Source organism: Flavobacterium franklandianum (assembly GCF_007097365.1).
Classification (GTDB): Bacteria; Bacteroidota; Bacteroidia; order Flavobacteriales; family Flavobacteriaceae; genus Flavobacterium; species Flavobacterium franklandianum.
The window spans coordinates 349,487-364,101 of record NZ_VJZR01000003.1 but is presented as its reverse complement, the minus strand read 5'-3'; the positions used below and the strand labels follow the sequence as shown (position 1 = coordinate 364,101).

The following is a 14,615-nucleotide window of genomic DNA, read 5'->3' as shown; positions in this document are numbered from 1 at the left end:
TGAAAAATTGACTTTTCAGGTTTTTATAACTACTAACCTAATTTAAAAAACCAAATCATTTTAAATTATTTCGTACCTAAACAAAAATTTTGTTTAGTGTTTTTTTATTTTTTTACAGAGAATTTAAACGTTGTTTTTGTTTTATAATTCTCTCCCGGATTTAATATTGTGGTAGGGAAATCTTTTTGATTTGGCGAATCTGGATAATGTTGCGTTTCAAGACACAAACCTGTTCTGTAAGCGTAAGTTCCGCCATTTCGCATTGGTAATTTTCCATCTAAGAAGTTTCCTGTGTAAAGTTGGATTCCCGGTTGATCAGAATAAACTTCAAGTAATCTTCCACTTGGAGCATTATAGGCAGAAGCTACAAAACGGTAACCTTTGTCTTGATTATTTAAAACCCAGCAATGGTCATATCCTAATCCTTTTTTCAATTGATCATCGGTAACATTAATATCTTTTTCGATTACTTTTGGTTTTCTGAAATCGAATGGAGTATTAGTTACATCCATCAATTTTCCTGTTGGAATTAAATCCGCATCTACAGGAACTAATTTATCTGCATCGATAGTGATTTCGTCTTTCAAAATGGTTTTTGTAAAATCGGCTCCCAAGTTGAAATACGAATGTTGAGTCAAGTTTACAACCGTTTTCTTATCAGTCGTTGCTTCGTAAAGCACGTCTAAAGAGTTGTCATTATTCAACGTATAAGTCACAAAAACAGTTAAGTTTCCAGGATAACCTTCTTCTAAATCTTTACTGATATACTTTAATTTTAAAACAGCATTATCTCCACCTTTGGCTTCTTCAGCAGTCCAAATCACTCTGTGAAAACCTTCCGGTCCACCGTGTAAAGCGTTAGCTCCATTGTTGGTTGCCAATTGATATTCTTTGCCATCAAGAGTAAATTTTCCTTTTGCAATTCGGTTTCCATATCTTCCGATAAGGGCTCCAAAATAAGGATTAGCTTTAGTATATTGCTCTAAATTGTTAAAACCAATTGCCACTTCTTCAGAAACACCTGCTTTGTTAGGCACTTTCAATGAAGTTATAATTCCACCATAAGTCATGATATTGACTTCCATTCCTTTTTGGTTTTTCAATGTATAAACATCTACTTTTTGACCTGAAGGAGTTGTTCCGAATTCTTTTTTTTCTATAGACACGCTATCCGTTTTTGGAGTTGTATTTTCTTGTTTTTCGTCTTTTTTTGCATCCTTACATTGCACAGTAAGAAAAGCTAAACTTAGTAAGGAAAATCCATAAATACAACGTTTTAATACATTCATAATTTGTGTTTTTTTTTGTTAATTATTAATAGTTTGAAAGTTTGAATGTCAAAAAACGCATTGTCATAGACATTCAAACTTTCAATTTTTTTATTTACAAACCGTGTTGGAAAATGTGAAAATAAGCTTCATTTGCATTCAAAGTATCTTTGAAGTTACGAATGGTTGTTTGATTGTCAATTACAACCAATTCGATTCCTGCAATATCGGCAAAATCTTCCATAAATTCAGTAGTTACCGCTTGGCTATAAACCGTGTGATGCGCTCCACCTGCAAGAATCCAAGCAGTTGCAGCGATGTCAAGGTTTGGTTTACAATCCCACAATACACGCGCTACAGGTAATTTTGGTAATTCAGCCATTGGTTTTACGGCAACAACTTCGTTTACGATCAAACGGAAACGAGTTCCCATATCGACTAAAGATACATTGATAGCTTCGCCAGCAGGAGAATTAAACACCAAACGAGCTGGGTCTTCTTTACCTCCAATTCCTAACGGATGTACTTCGCAAGATGGTTTTCCGTCAGCAATTGATGGACAAATTTCAAGCATATGTGAACCCAAAACATAAGATTTTTGAGGTGTAAAATGATACGTGTAATCTTCCATAAAAGAAGTTCCTCCTTCAAGACCAACATTCATTACTTTCAAAACTCTTACCATAGCTGCAGTTTTCCAGTCTCCTTCACCACCAAAACCATAACCATCGGCCATAAGACGTTGAGTTGCAATTCCTGGTAATTGTTTCCAAGCACCCAAATTTTCGAAAGTATCTGTAAATGCTCCGAAACCACCTTCTTCAAGGAAAGCTCTTAGTCCCAATTCAATTTTTGCTGCATCGGCTAATGAATGTCTTTTGGCCCCACCTTCTTTTAAATCGTCGGTTAAGCTATAAGAAGCTTCGTAAACAGCCAATAAATCGTTCAATTGTTGGTCAGTAACTTTATCAATATGTTTGGTCACATCCGAAGAATCGAAACCATTTACTGAAACGCCAAAACGAATTTGAGCTTCTACTTTATCGCCTTCGGTAACGGCTACTTCACGCATATTATCACCAATACGAGCTACTTTTAGGTTTTGCAATTCATTCCAACCCAAAGCTACTCTTGTCCAGTTTCCTAATTTGGTTTGAACGCGTTCGTCTTCCCAATGTCCAACAATTACTTTGCGTTTTTTGCGCATTCTAGACATAATGAAACCAAATTCTCTGTCTCCGTGAGCCGATTGATTTAAGTTCATAAAGTCCATATCGATAGAACTCCAAGGAATTTCAGCATTGAATTGTGTGTGCAAATGACACAAAGGTTTGTTCAAAATACTCAATCCACCAATCCACATTTTGGCTGGTGAAAAAGTGTGCATCCAAGCTACAATACCAATACAGTTTTTGTTGGAATTGGCTTCTAAACATACATTTAGGATTTGAGCAGGAGATTTTACCACATCTTTGTACACCAATTTTACAGGTATTTTTGAAGATGCGTCCAATCCTTTTGCAATTATTTGCGAATGTTCTGCAACTTTTCTTAGTGTTTCTTCACCGTATAACTCTTGGCTTCCTACTACAAACCAAATTTCTTTTTGGGCAATATTTATCATTATATATTTTTTAATTATTTAATCTTTTATCTATTCAATCTAAAATCTGAATTCTGCAACCTGAAATCTGCAATCTGACTACTGACCGTAATACGAATCTTTTCCGTGCTTGCGTTCGTAATGTTTTTTGATTAGAGAATCTTTCAATCTTGGAGCATTTGGATTTATCAATAAAGTTAGATGTGCCATTTCAGCTACAACTTCTAGAACTTTACTATTATAAACTGCTTTTGCGGCATTTTTTCCCCAAGCAAATGGCCCGTGATTTCCAATAAGAATCATCTCAACTTCTTCATAAGAAAGTCCTTTTTCTTTGAAACAATCCAAAATCTGGATTCCCGTATTGTGTTCGTAATTCCCTTCGATAAGTGCATCACTCATTGGGGTGGCACAAGGAATATCGGCTGTTAAATGATCTGCGTGAGTGGTTCCAAAAATTGGAATGTCTCTTTGCGATTGCGCCCAAGCTACAGAATAAGTAGCATGAGTGTGGGCAACACCACCAATATTTGGCCAGTTTTTGTATAAATAGGCGTGCGTTTTCGTGTCTGATGAAGGTCGTTTTGTTCCTTCGATAATGTTGTTGTCGAAGTCAACAATCACAATATCTTCGGGTTTCAAATCTTCGTATGGAACACCGCTAGGTTTGATGGCAAAAACACCATTTTCTCTGTCAACAGCACTGACGTTTCCAAAAGTGTAAACCACTAATTTCAAGGCGTTCAGTTCCATATTGGCCTCGTAGCATTCTTGTTTTAAAGCTGCATATTTTGAACTCATTCTGCTGTTTTTATTTTGTTATACTTTCAATAAATTGAGCTAAATCAGAATAAGAATCCATCAATTCTTGATAGGCTTCTATTTTGTCTGATTCTGGAAAATATTCGCTTTCAAAATCGCTTCCCATTTTTTTGCTGGCTTCAATCACATTTGGATAAATTCCAGCGGCAACGGCTGCATAAATCGCTGCTCCCAACGCTGGTGCTTGATCTGAAGCGGCTACTTTGATAGGTTTATTCAACACATTCGCTAAAGTTTGCATAATAAATGGTGATTTTCTGGCCACGCCTCCAATACCAATTACGCTGTCAATGCGAACGCCTTCTTCTTCGAAACGGTCCACGATTTTTTTAGAACCAAAACAAATAGAATTGATTAAAGCTTTGAAAAGATGTGGTGCTTTTGTTCCCAATGAAATATTGGAAATAGCACTTTTCAATCCTTGATTAGCATCTGGAGTTCGTCGTCCGTTTACCCAATCCAAGGCAGTAGGAATACTTTCCGACAACGGAATGGCTTCGGCTTGTTGCGTTAAAGTCTTGATGAAATTAGACTCCACTTCCGCTTTTAATTGTACTTTTTGTTCGTCAGATAATAGGTTAGAAGTATAAACCAAATTATCTAAAGGCCAAGAAAGCGTTTCTTTGAACCAAGCCAAAACATCGCCAAAAGCGGATTGTCCCGCCTCTAAACCAATGTAGCCTGGAATAACCGAACCATCCACTTGTCCGCAAATTCCTTTTACGGTTTTTGTTCCAATTATTTCTTTGGTAGAAACCAAAATATCGCAAGTTGAGGTTCCCATAACGCGAACTAAAGTGTTCTCGTCGATTTTAGCTCCAACAGCTCCAGAATGCGCGTCGAAAGTTCCAACGGCAATTATGGTGTCTGTTGTAAGTCCTAATCGGGTTGCCCATTCCTGATTTAAATTTCCAGCAACTACATCTGAAGTATAGGTTTCGTCGTATAAGTTTCCGCGAAGTGTTGCCAAATACGGATCTAATTTTTCTAAAAATTCTACTGGAGGCAAACCATTCCAGTCTTCGTGCCACATTGCTTTATGTCCAGCTGCGCAACGACTTCTTTTGAAAGATTTTAAATCTTTGTCGTCAATCAACAAATACGTCATCAAATCGCAATGTTCCATCCAAGTGTGGGCTGCGTTTTTAACCGCTTCGTCTTCACGAGCTACGTGCAAAATTTTGGCCCAAAACCATTCAGATGAATAGATTCCGCCTTCGTATTTGGTGAAATTTTCTCCACCCCAATTGGCAGATAATTCATTGATTTCGTTGGCTTCGTTTATGGCTGTATGATCTTTCCAAAGCACCATCATCGCATTTGGGTTGTGTTCAAAACCTTTTGTCAAAGCAAGCGGAGTACCGTCTGCAGTAACTGGAATTGGAGATGAACCTGTGGTGTCGATACAAATACTTTTTATTTGTGAAGGATCCACTTTTCCAGCGGCAACCACTGCTTTTATTGTAGATTCCAAGCCTTCGATATGATCCAAAGGATGTTGACGAAATTGATTTATCGATGCGTTGCAATATTCTTTGTTTCCCCATCTTTTGTAATGACAAACATCGGATGCCAACTCTTGACCATTCTCTGTGTCGATTAAAACGGCACGAACTGAGTCTGAACCATAGTCTAATCCTATAACGTAATTTTTCATTCTTAATACTTTAAATTGCAAAGACAAATGTACTCTATTTATTTTTTAAGTGTACTATAAACACTTAACTAAATTTAGCTATCTCATTTTTATCAAAACTTCAATAAATCAGGTGTTTTAGAGTATAAACAAACACATATGATTGTCTTTATTTTATTCTACTGATTTTAGTTTAACTTTAATTTCAAAACAGTCACAGAATAGGCTGGCAAACTCACTGAAACGTTGTCGCCTTTCAATTTAATTTCGCTTTCCGTTGGACTAATTTTATTTGGAAATTCAAAAGAATTTACGTCATCTAAATTCGCACTTGTAAGTGTTGTAACTATCCCTCTGGATTGTAATTTATTTCCTTTTAAATCGATAGTAACCTCTTGTGCTTTTGCTGCAGCATTCACTAATTTTACAATAATTTCTTTAGAATTTACATCTTTTACGGCTGATGCAAACAAATCATTTTGTCCAATTACTGTTTTCCCATCTTTGGTAATCGCCAATAAATCGGTTCCTTTATTAGTTGCAAATATTTTTTGCACCTGATAATTTGCTGAACCATACGCTTCTAAATTATTGAACCAAATCATATCTGGTGTCCATTGCCAAGCTTCTGCGTGAGCCATCAAAGGTGCATAAGACGTCAAGTGAACTACTTCGGCATTTCGTTCTAAACCAGTCATAAAAGCCGCTTCTGAGAAAGCACATTCCCAATTATTTTTGTTGTCAGGACTTGCTATCGCTACACTTTGTGCAGCATATTCTCCGGCAAATACTTTTGGCCCTTTTCGGTCGTAATTATCATAGCGAGTAACATTATCCCTGAACCATTTTGGGTTTTTATAATAATGTTCGTCCACGATTTCAGCATTCAGTTTTTTAAGTTCTTTCGTTCCATATTCGAAATAGTCGCCGTCAGGAAATGGCCCAGCTCCAGAAACAATAGTCATTGCAGGATATTTGGCTTTAATGGCTTTTTCGAAAACTTTGTATCTTTCGATATATTCTGGGCCCCATTGTTCGTTTCCAACACCAATTAATTTTAAATTGAAAGGTTTTGGATGTCCCATTTCAGATCTAATTCTACCCCAAGGAGTATCCGCTGAACCATTCGCAAATTCGATTAAGTCTAAAGCATCTTGCACATAAGGATTCAATTCATCCATAGGAACTAATTCGCCCGTATTGAATTGACAAGCCATTCCGCAACTCAAAATTGGTAAAGGAGATGCTCCAATATCTTCGGCAAGTTGGAAATATTCGAAAAATCCTAAACCAAAAGTTTGAAAATAATCAGGTGCTGGTTTGTGGTCAAACTCCGTATTCCATCGGTTGATTAATGTTTCTCTTTTGTCCACATCACCAACGGTTTTTTTCCACTGGTACCGTTGTGCCAACGTTCTTCCTTCGACAATGCAACCACCAGGAAATCTCAAAAATCCAGGTTTCATATCATATAAAAGTTGCACAATATCTTTTCGTAACCCATTTTTTCTGTTGTTCCAAGTGTCTTGTGGGAACAACGAAATCATATCCAAATCGATCGTTCCTGCACCTACGAAAGTGATTTTTAATTTGGCTTTTGCTTCGGTTTGGGTAGCCGTGAACTGGGCTGTATAATTCTGCCAATCGTTTGATGTTGGAACAATACTAGTTTCGCCTAGGACTTTTTTGTCTTTATCAATAAATTGAATATTAATTTTTTTGATGGCTCCGTCGTGATTAGAAGCTTTTAAAGATATATTGTATTTCGCGTCTTTTTTGATTCCCATACCACGAAATCCTTCATTTATCAGTTCGTAACCTTTGTCATCCTTAATGATAACTCTCAAAAAATTGGGATTGGTTTTATTTTCCAATACTTTGACAGTAGTTGCAATTCCTGATTGCTTGTTGAAAGAATGTCTGTCGCTATTGGGTTGATTCCAACCCATAAGTGGATTTTCAAATTCGAAAGAGCGGTTTTTAACCATTTCAGCATACAAACCACCATCGGCAGCAAAGTTGATATCTTCAAAAAAGACACCATACATTGTGGGTTGAATTTTTGCAATGGTTTTGACGGTATTCACTTCCAAAGTTGTTTTTTGGGCATTGGCAAGAAAACTGGCGAACAATAATCCGCAAAGACTAATATTTGTAATTAGGTTATTTTTCATTTTTTATTTAGTTTAAATTCGAACTTTACTTTTGATTGTTTTTCGGTTTTTTTTATTTTAAAGATTCTACAACAGGCCATAAATCGGCATCCCATTGCAACTGTTTTATTTGCAAAACAGGTCTTCCTTTTTGTTTGGCATCATAAGCGTGATAAACAATGTAATCTTTCCCGTCAAAAGTATAAGTGCTGTTGTGACCTGCACCAAACCAATTTTGATTCCCTTGAATGAGTAACGTTCCTCCTCCTTCGTTCAAAAGTTTCCCTTCCTTATCTACATAAGGACCTGTGATTTTTTTGGATCTACCAACCACCACTTTGTACGTACTTTTTTCTCCACGACAACACAAATCCCAAGATAAAAATTGATAATAATAATCGTTCTTTTTAAAAACAAAAGGTGCTTCAAGTGCTCCATCTCCTGGATCAGTATCTGCTAATTCGAAGGTTCTTTTGCGTTTTGCTATGGTAAACCATTCCTCTGGTTGCGCAATTGATATTAAATCGGAATTCAATTTAACCATTTTTAAACCTTCCCAAAAAGAGCCGAAAGCCAGCCAAGGTGTGTTGTTTTCGTCGAAAGTTAAATTAGGATCAATGGCATTCCAAAGGTCCCGATTGGGTATGGATTGAATGACAATTCCCTGATCGACCCATTTGTAAGCGGGGTCTTTTGGGTCTAAAGTGGTATTGATCGTCACGCCAATCGCCGAAGTATTTTTGGCGAAAGCCGAAACGGAATAATACAAATAATACATATTGTTATGAAAAGAAATATCTGGAGCCCAAATATGATTGTCGAAATCAGAAACTACTTGATTCACCCAAAGAGGTTTTTCTGGGAATATGGCGGGTTCCTTGTTCCAATTTTTTAAATCTTTAGAACTGAAAACGCTGATACCTTTTCCGGTACAATATAAATAATAGGTATCTTTTTGTTTAATCATTACAGGATCATGAACTGAAATATCCTGAGCCGAAGAAAAAAACGACATCAATAGTGCTAGAAAAGAGAATGCTTTTTGAAAGTTTTTAGAAAATTTCATATCAGTTTGAGTTTTATTTTTGGATTCCTTCCGAAGTCATAATTACACGTTTCATAGTTCCATCTGAATTATAATACAATCTATCAACGCAAACCGATCTTCTGAAACTACCACCATTAGGTTGAGTACTCCCATTGTGATAAATAAAATAAGGAACCCCTTTGAAATCAATTATGGATTGGTGGTTTGTGTTTGAATTTCCTGCAATTTCATTCAAGATTCCTTTGTATTCCCAAGGTCCGTTAATGGATTTGCTCATAGCGTAGGCAATTTTTTCAGGAAACTCATAGGCATACGATAAATAATACCAATCCTTATGCTTGTGAATCCAAGGTGCTTCGGTAAAATTAGGCAAGCTGATCGTTTGAATTGGCCCGTCTAATTCGATCATGTTTTCTTTTAGTTTCGCATAATGACAAACTGTGTTTCCCCAAAAAAGATAGGCTTGACCGTCATCGTCAATCAGTACTGTTGGATCTATATCGTCCCAGTCGATTTTAGTTTGTGTGGTCATATCATTAGTAACAATTGCTTTCCCTAAAGCATCTTTAAATGGTCCCGTTGGACTGTCGGAAACGGCAATACCTATAGCTTTTCCGTTGATGGTTCCGTGCGAAACGGTAACGTACCAATAAAATTTTCCGTTGCGTTCGATGACTTGTGCTGCCCAAGCATCACCTTTTGCCCAAGCAAAATCTGTTACTTTTAACGGAATAGGATGTTCTTGCCAATTTACCATATCGGATGAAGAATACACCAGCCATTCGTTCATTTTATAAAAATTGAAATCATTGGGCGCTTCGTCGTGACCTGCATAAAGATATACTTTGTCTTTGTAAACCAAAGCCGCAGGATCGCCCGTGAATTTGTCTTTTATGATTGGGTTATTGTTTTGAACCACTTTACCATTGGCAGAAGCCTTTATTTCATCTGGCTTTATAGTTTTGCAAGAAGAAATAAGAATAAAAACAGATAGAATTAAGAATGTGTTTTTCATGTATTTTATGGTTTTTGAAAACCAATTTTTTAATAAAAATGCTCTTCCTAAAAGAAGAAAGAGCATTTTTTCTAACTAACTAACTAACTAACTAACTATTAAAAAAAATCAATTTATTTTTTTGCCCCAAATAGGAACTCCTGCTGTGGTAAGCCCCGAATAGGTTAGTGTAACCACTCTGGTAGCGGCTTCCCAATCCCAAGCGTCGCTAACTTTGCATTTTATACCATTTACGGTAAGTGTTTTGTTGGTGCTGTCATAGGACCAAGTTCCTGTAGCTGCACCGCTCACTTTTTTGTCAGCAGTCAAATATATTGTAGCTGATTTTTGAATAACGGCATATTGATAATTCACTGTAATTTGTTCCCAAGTTCCAATGAAAGAGGCATCAGTAATAGTAGTTTCTGGCACCGCTGCAAATCGTTCAGGATCGACTACAGGCCAACCGTCTTCTGTCCATTTTATGGCTCGAACGTGACCCATCATAAGAGCATTCGACGCATTGACACCTGGTACATCTTTTGGCAATCGCGCCTGAGATGCGTAATACCATTGTTTGGTGTCTGGATTTTGAAACACAGCACAATGCGAAAATCCAACCCATCCTGTGTGACCATTAAATCCATAAGGATGTGTAAGCATTGGCCAACAATCGGCACCATTGGTAACATTGGCACCATTGATTCCTAAGAAAGGCCCAGTAATACTTTTGGAGCGGCAAACTCTAGTGTTATAAGGAACATCAAGTCCGTCATAAGCTAAGAAAAGATAATAATATTGAGTATCTGGATTGTATATAATCTCTGGTCCTTCGGAAGCTTGCCAACGACTTGTTGCACTTCGCGATGCGATTCGAGTTCCATAATCGGTAAGTGTTTTTAATTGATCCGGTTTTCCAGTAGTTGGATTCAATTTCAAAGCTGCAATACCGGAGTGCCAAGAACCATAAATTAAATACTGATCACTTTCAGGAGTGATGACTAGTGTTGGATCAATGGCATTAAATTTGAAATAAGCATTTTCCCAATTTCTACTACCTGCAAAAGAATAGGGTTTTAATCCATCCGGTTCAGAACATACCACCATTCCTTTGTCAACCCAAACATTTGTGGCTAAATCGTCTGATTCTGCCAATCCTATAAAGGCTCTTTCTGACCACGAGGTCTCAAAACTGGTTCCCGTAATCGGTTCATCAACTACAATACTGTAATACATGCGGTATTTACTTCCCACTTTTTTGATGTAGGGAGCCCAATACCCGTATCTTGGATTTGTGATTTCTGGTAAGGCAGGAGTCATTCGCGCTCTTTTATTGTTCAAAGAATCTTTTACCCAAGCTGGTGCTGTTACCATTGCCGATCCCATATATTCCCATGTAACAAGGTCTTTGGAGCGTCTATAAGGAAAATGTCCGTGACCGTCATGGGCATTTCCATAGGAAGCATCAGTTTGATACATGTAATAATATTCTCCACATTTTTCTACTGAAGGATCATGAACGTTGGCTAAATTCCATTGTGAATTAGTACTCCAAGAAGCTATAGATATGTAATTATCCGAATAAGTAGGCCCAGCAAATGTTGAAACAACTGGTGGAACCACAACTGGCGGAACTACAACTGGTGGAACGGGTGTTGGAGTATCATCTCCAGAACAACTACTAACTGCTATAGCCAATAAAAACAGTACCAAATAAGGCACTAATTTTAAAATGGAATTTGATTTTTTCATTTGATATTTCTTATTTTCCTTCTAAAGTTACAACAGAAAAAGGAGGAATTACAACTTCTAGTTTCCCTTTTTTAATTTGGAATCCTTTGAAAACTGCAGGTTGAATTTTTGTTGGATTATCAAAAGTATTGTGATCTTGTAATTTTGATGACGTAACAATCACACCTGATACCGATTTGATTCCAAGTTCATTAAGGTCAATTTCTATGGTATTTGGTTTTTTAGAGTCAACATTTACTAACGAAATATGCACCAATCCATTCTTGTCTTTTGATGCCGAAGCGGATAAAGCAGGAAGTGATTCGCCATTAAAGGTGTATGACGGTGAGTTGATTGTAAGTGGCAATAATTTTGCATCCTGATGCACGCTGTACATTTGCATTATATAATAAGTTGGTGTCAACAACATTTTGGTTTTATCAGTAAGAATAACCGCTTGTAACACATTGACACATTGTGCTAAATTAGCCATACGAACTCTCTCGGCATGATTATTAAAAACATTAAGGGTTGCTCCTGCCAAAACAGCGTCTCTCATGGTGTTTTGTTGGTATAAAAAGCCAGGGTTACTTCCTTTTTCAACTTCATACCAGCCTCCCCATTCATCTACAACCAAAGCAATCTTTTTATTTGGATCGTATTTGTCCATAATGGCAGAATGTTTAGTAACCAATTCTTCCATTTTTAAAGCTTGCTTCATGGTTTTGAAATAAAGATCTTCATCAAAATCGACACCATCGCCTTTCTTGGCCCAATCGATTACAGAATAATGATGCAAGGCTACTCCGCCAAGCATTTGATTGGGAATGTTTTTCATTAAGGTTTCAGTCCAATTATAATCATCACTACTTGCGCCAGAAGCTACACGCATCAAACCTCCTGAGTTAGACCAATCCGACATAAATGTAGCATATTTACGGTATTCGCCGGCATAATAATCGGCTGTCATGTTTCCACCACAACCCCAAGCTTCGTTACCTACTCCCCATATTTTAACTTTCCAAGGTTCTTTTCTACCGTTTTTTACACGCAAATCACTCATTGGACTTTTTCCATTAAAATTCACATATTGTACCCAATCTGCCATTTCTTGAACCGTTCCACTACCCATGTTTCCAGCCAAATAAGGCTCGGTACCTAATAGTTCACATAAGTTTAAGAAATCGTGGGTTCCAAAACTATTGTCTTCGGTAACGCCACCCCACCATTGGTTTACAATTGTTGGTCTGTTTTCTTTTGGTCCAATACCATCTTTCCAGTGATACGTATCTGCAAAACATCCGCCTGGCCAACGTAGGTTTGGGATTTTTAATTCTTTAAGTGCTTTAATAATATCATTACGCACCCCATTTGTATTGGGTATTTTTGAAGTGTCTCCAACAAAAAATCCGCCATAAATACATCTACCCAAATGCTCGGCAAAGTGTCCGTAGATATTTTTATTGATTATTGGTGCACTTTCACTGTTTTTTATGGTAACTACTGTAGTTTCTTTTTGTGAAAAAATACTTTGACTACTAAGAAGGATAACGGATACTAATACTATTATTTTTTTCATGTGTTCTATTTATTGTTTTTTATTGGTCACACCTGTCTGCCGACAGGCAGGTGTAATTGCTTCGCCTATTCGCAAAAGCTCGGGTCGCACATCATCATTGATGTTTGTAACCAATTTATGCATATGATCATTTCATAATTACTTTAAGTTAAATATCACAAGGTAAGCTTTTAAAAACTTACCTCATGATACTAACAATTCTAACTAACTTCAATTATAGTAATTAAACAAAATTATTAATAACTATCATTCTGATTTGACCCTGGATTGTTATCCATTTCTAATTGTGGTATTGGGAAAAACTCCCTACCCTGGGCATAGGATTTAAATTCAACATCTCTTGATTGTAACCAAGCTAATTTTACTGGATCTTGTAACCAACCCCAACGACGGATGTCATCAAAACGGTGACCTTCTAATGGGAATTCTAAGAATCTTTCGTGTCCAATTTGCTCTCTCATTTGTACTTGGTTCATACCTGGTTTTGCTGTTGCTAAATTGGGCAAACCTACTCTACTTCTTACCATTTGAATATATTGATAAGCTCCAGGAGTATCGCTAGTTTCGTTTAAACATTCAGCGTACATTAGCAAGACATCTGCATAACGCAATAAACGCTCGTTTATGCCTGAACGCCAGTCGAATTCATTGGCATAATTTCCATCTGAATTTTGATATTTTCTACAAAACAAATCGTTCAAATCTCCTGCATTACCAGCGTAGAAAGTTGAAAAAGTTTGCCCATAAAGTTTTACTCCTGGTTTATTGTAGAACATTGTCGCATCTAAACGGGGGTCTACTGCATTTGTCACCGTTTTTTCTACTTGGAATTCATTAAACAATGTAAACGTTGGTTGTACGTCTGTCCACCCAAAAGCTCTTGGTCCATAAGTTATGGCTCTAGCAGATGTTTTTCCCCAACCTGTGGCTGGAGCTCCACCCCAACCTAAATCTACACCACCAGCACTTCGGCTGAATTGAACTTCAAAAAGTGATTCTGAATTGTTTTCGTTTGTATCCGTAAAGTTATCACGATAATTAGATACTAAGGAATAAACTCCTAAATCGATAACTTGTTTGAAAGCAATTTTTGCGTTTGTAAAATCTTTGGTAAACAAATAGGCTTTTCCTAAATACCCCAGAGCAGCACCTTTTGTAGCACGACCTTTATTATTAAGATCAGCATGAGTAGCTGGCAGTAAATCAGCAGCAGCTTTGAAATCTGCAATTACTTGAGCCCAACCTTCGGCTTCTGTTTTTTGAGGATAAATAGCTGCTATTTGAGTTGGTAGAGGAACGCTTTTAAACATATTTACGGCGTGAAATAGATACAACCCTCTTAAAAAACGAGCTTCTCCTAGAATTCTATTTTTGAGTGTAGCATCGGTAAATGCAATATTGGGTACGTTTTCTAAAACTTGGTTTGCACGATAAACACCTTGATAGTAGGTTTCGTAAGCCCAGCCATAAATAGCTGCATTTGACACATTAGAATTGAAACGCCCAACATTATACATAGCGTCCCAAGGGCTGTTGCTTCTACAATCATCTCCTTTCAAGTCTAATAATAATGGTGTACTTCGCATGTAAGTTCCATCAGTAAGTAAACTTCCGTAGGCTGCATTTATGCCTTCTACAGCATCTTGGTCGGTTTTCCAAAAGGAATCCACCGCATCATTATTGGGGTCAACTTGAATTAAATCTTCATCGTTAACACAACTTGTTGTTATGATAGCTAGAGAAAAGAAACCAGCTATATAATTATATATTTTATATTTCAT

At 37.0% G+C, this 14,615-nt stretch carries 10 protein-coding genes; all 10 read right to left on the bottom strand.

Features of this window, described 5'->3' with window-relative positions:
- Positions 1 to 104: 104 nt before the first annotated feature.
- The 10 genes from FNW17_RS06295 to FNW17_RS06250 all read right to left on the bottom strand — a co-directional run bounded on the left by FNW17_RS06295 (position 105) and on the right by FNW17_RS06250 (position 14,615).
- A complete protein-coding gene (locus FNW17_RS06295; protein ID WP_144071166.1) occupies positions 105 to 1,289 on the bottom strand; it encodes an aldose epimerase family protein in 1,185 nt (394 codons plus the stop codon).
- 94 nt (positions 1,290 to 1,383) lie between these two features.
- Positions 1,384 to 2,892, bottom strand: coding sequence for an L-arabinose isomerase (araA, locus tag FNW17_RS06290; RefSeq protein WP_144071165.1), 1,509 nt, complete (start codon positions 2,890 to 2,892; stop codon positions 1,384 to 1,386).
- A gap of 78 nt (positions 2,893 to 2,970) precedes the next feature.
- The gene (locus FNW17_RS06285) at positions 2,971 to 3,672 is read right to left on the bottom strand and encodes an L-ribulose-5-phosphate 4-epimerase (RefSeq protein ID WP_144071164.1); all 702 of its coding nucleotides are present in this window, start codon (positions 3,670 to 3,672) and stop codon (positions 2,971 to 2,973) included.
- A 10-nt stretch (positions 3,673 to 3,682) separates the two neighbouring features.
- Positions 3,683 to 5,350 carry a ribulokinase gene (locus tag FNW17_RS06280; RefSeq protein WP_144071163.1) on the bottom strand — a complete coding sequence of 556 codons (1,668 nt, stop codon included), beginning with the start codon at positions 5,348 to 5,350 and terminating at the stop codon, positions 3,683 to 3,685.
- A gap of 167 nt (positions 5,351 to 5,517) precedes the next feature.
- Positions 5,518 to 7,503, bottom strand: coding sequence for an alpha-L-arabinofuranosidase C-terminal domain-containing protein (locus FNW17_RS06275; protein ID WP_144071162.1), 1,986 nt, complete (start codon positions 7,501 to 7,503; stop codon positions 5,518 to 5,520).
- 52 nt (positions 7,504 to 7,555) lie between these two features.
- Positions 7,556 to 8,548, bottom strand: a complete 993-nt coding sequence (locus FNW17_RS06270; RefSeq protein WP_144071161.1) for an arabinan endo-1,5-alpha-L-arabinosidase — start codon at positions 8,546 to 8,548, stop codon at positions 7,556 to 7,558.
- Positions 8,549 to 8,561: 13 nt separating this feature from the next.
- Complete coding sequence (locus tag FNW17_RS06265; protein WP_144071160.1) at positions 8,562 to 9,545, bottom strand: glycoside hydrolase family 43 protein; 984 nt, start codon at positions 9,543 to 9,545, stop codon at positions 8,562 to 8,564.
- A gap of 108 nt (positions 9,546 to 9,653) precedes the next feature.
- Positions 9,654 to 11,276 carry an arabinan endo-1,5-alpha-L-arabinosidase gene (locus FNW17_RS06260; protein ID WP_144071159.1) on the bottom strand — a complete coding sequence of 541 codons (1,623 nt, stop codon included), beginning with the start codon at positions 11,274 to 11,276 and terminating at the stop codon, positions 9,654 to 9,656.
- Between the two features lie 10 nt (positions 11,277 to 11,286).
- Positions 11,287 to 12,834: an alpha-N-arabinofuranosidase gene (locus FNW17_RS06255; protein WP_144071158.1), complete on the bottom strand. Its 1,548-nt coding sequence runs from the start codon at positions 12,832 to 12,834 to the stop codon at positions 11,287 to 11,289.
- 236 nt (positions 12,835 to 13,070) lie between these two features.
- Entirely contained in the window at positions 13,071 to 14,615 is a 1,545-nt protein-coding gene (locus tag FNW17_RS06250; RefSeq protein ID WP_144071157.1) for a RagB/SusD family nutrient uptake outer membrane protein, read from the bottom strand.

Bases quoted from the DNA above. Each gene is read 5' to 3' on its own strand.
- FNW17_RS06260 (WP_144071159.1), bottom strand. From the start codon at position 11,276: ATGAAAAAATCAAATTCCATTTTAAAATTAGTGCCTTATTTGGTACTG.
- FNW17_RS06275 (WP_144071162.1), bottom strand. From the start codon at position 7,503: ATGAAAAATAACCTAATTACAAATATTAGTCTTTGCGGATTATTGTTC.
- FNW17_RS06285 (WP_144071164.1), bottom strand. From the start codon at position 3,672: ATGAGTTCAAAATATGCAGCTTTAAAACAAGAATGCTACGAGGCCAAT.
- FNW17_RS06265 (WP_144071160.1), bottom strand. From the start codon at position 9,545: ATGAAAAACACATTCTTAATTCTATCTGTTTTTATTCTTATTTCTTCT.
- araA (WP_144071165.1), bottom strand. From the start codon at position 2,892: ATGATAAATATTGCCCAAAAAGAAATTTGGTTTGTAGTAGGAAGCCAA.
- FNW17_RS06255 (WP_144071158.1), bottom strand. From the start codon at position 12,834: ATGAAAAAAATAATAGTATTAGTATCCGTTATCCTTCTTAGTAGTCAA.
- FNW17_RS06280 (WP_144071163.1), bottom strand. From the start codon at position 5,350: ATGAAAAATTACGTTATAGGATTAGACTATGGTTCAGACTCAGTTCGT.
- FNW17_RS06295 (WP_144071166.1), bottom strand. From the start codon at position 1,289: ATGAATGTATTAAAACGTTGTATTTATGGATTTTCCTTACTAAGTTTA.
- FNW17_RS06270 (WP_144071161.1), bottom strand. From the start codon at position 8,548: ATGAAATTTTCTAAAAACTTTCAAAAAGCATTCTCTTTTCTAGCACTA.
- FNW17_RS06250 (WP_144071157.1), bottom strand. From the start codon at position 14,615: ATGAAATATAAAATATATAATTATATAGCTGGTTTCTTTTCTCTAGCT.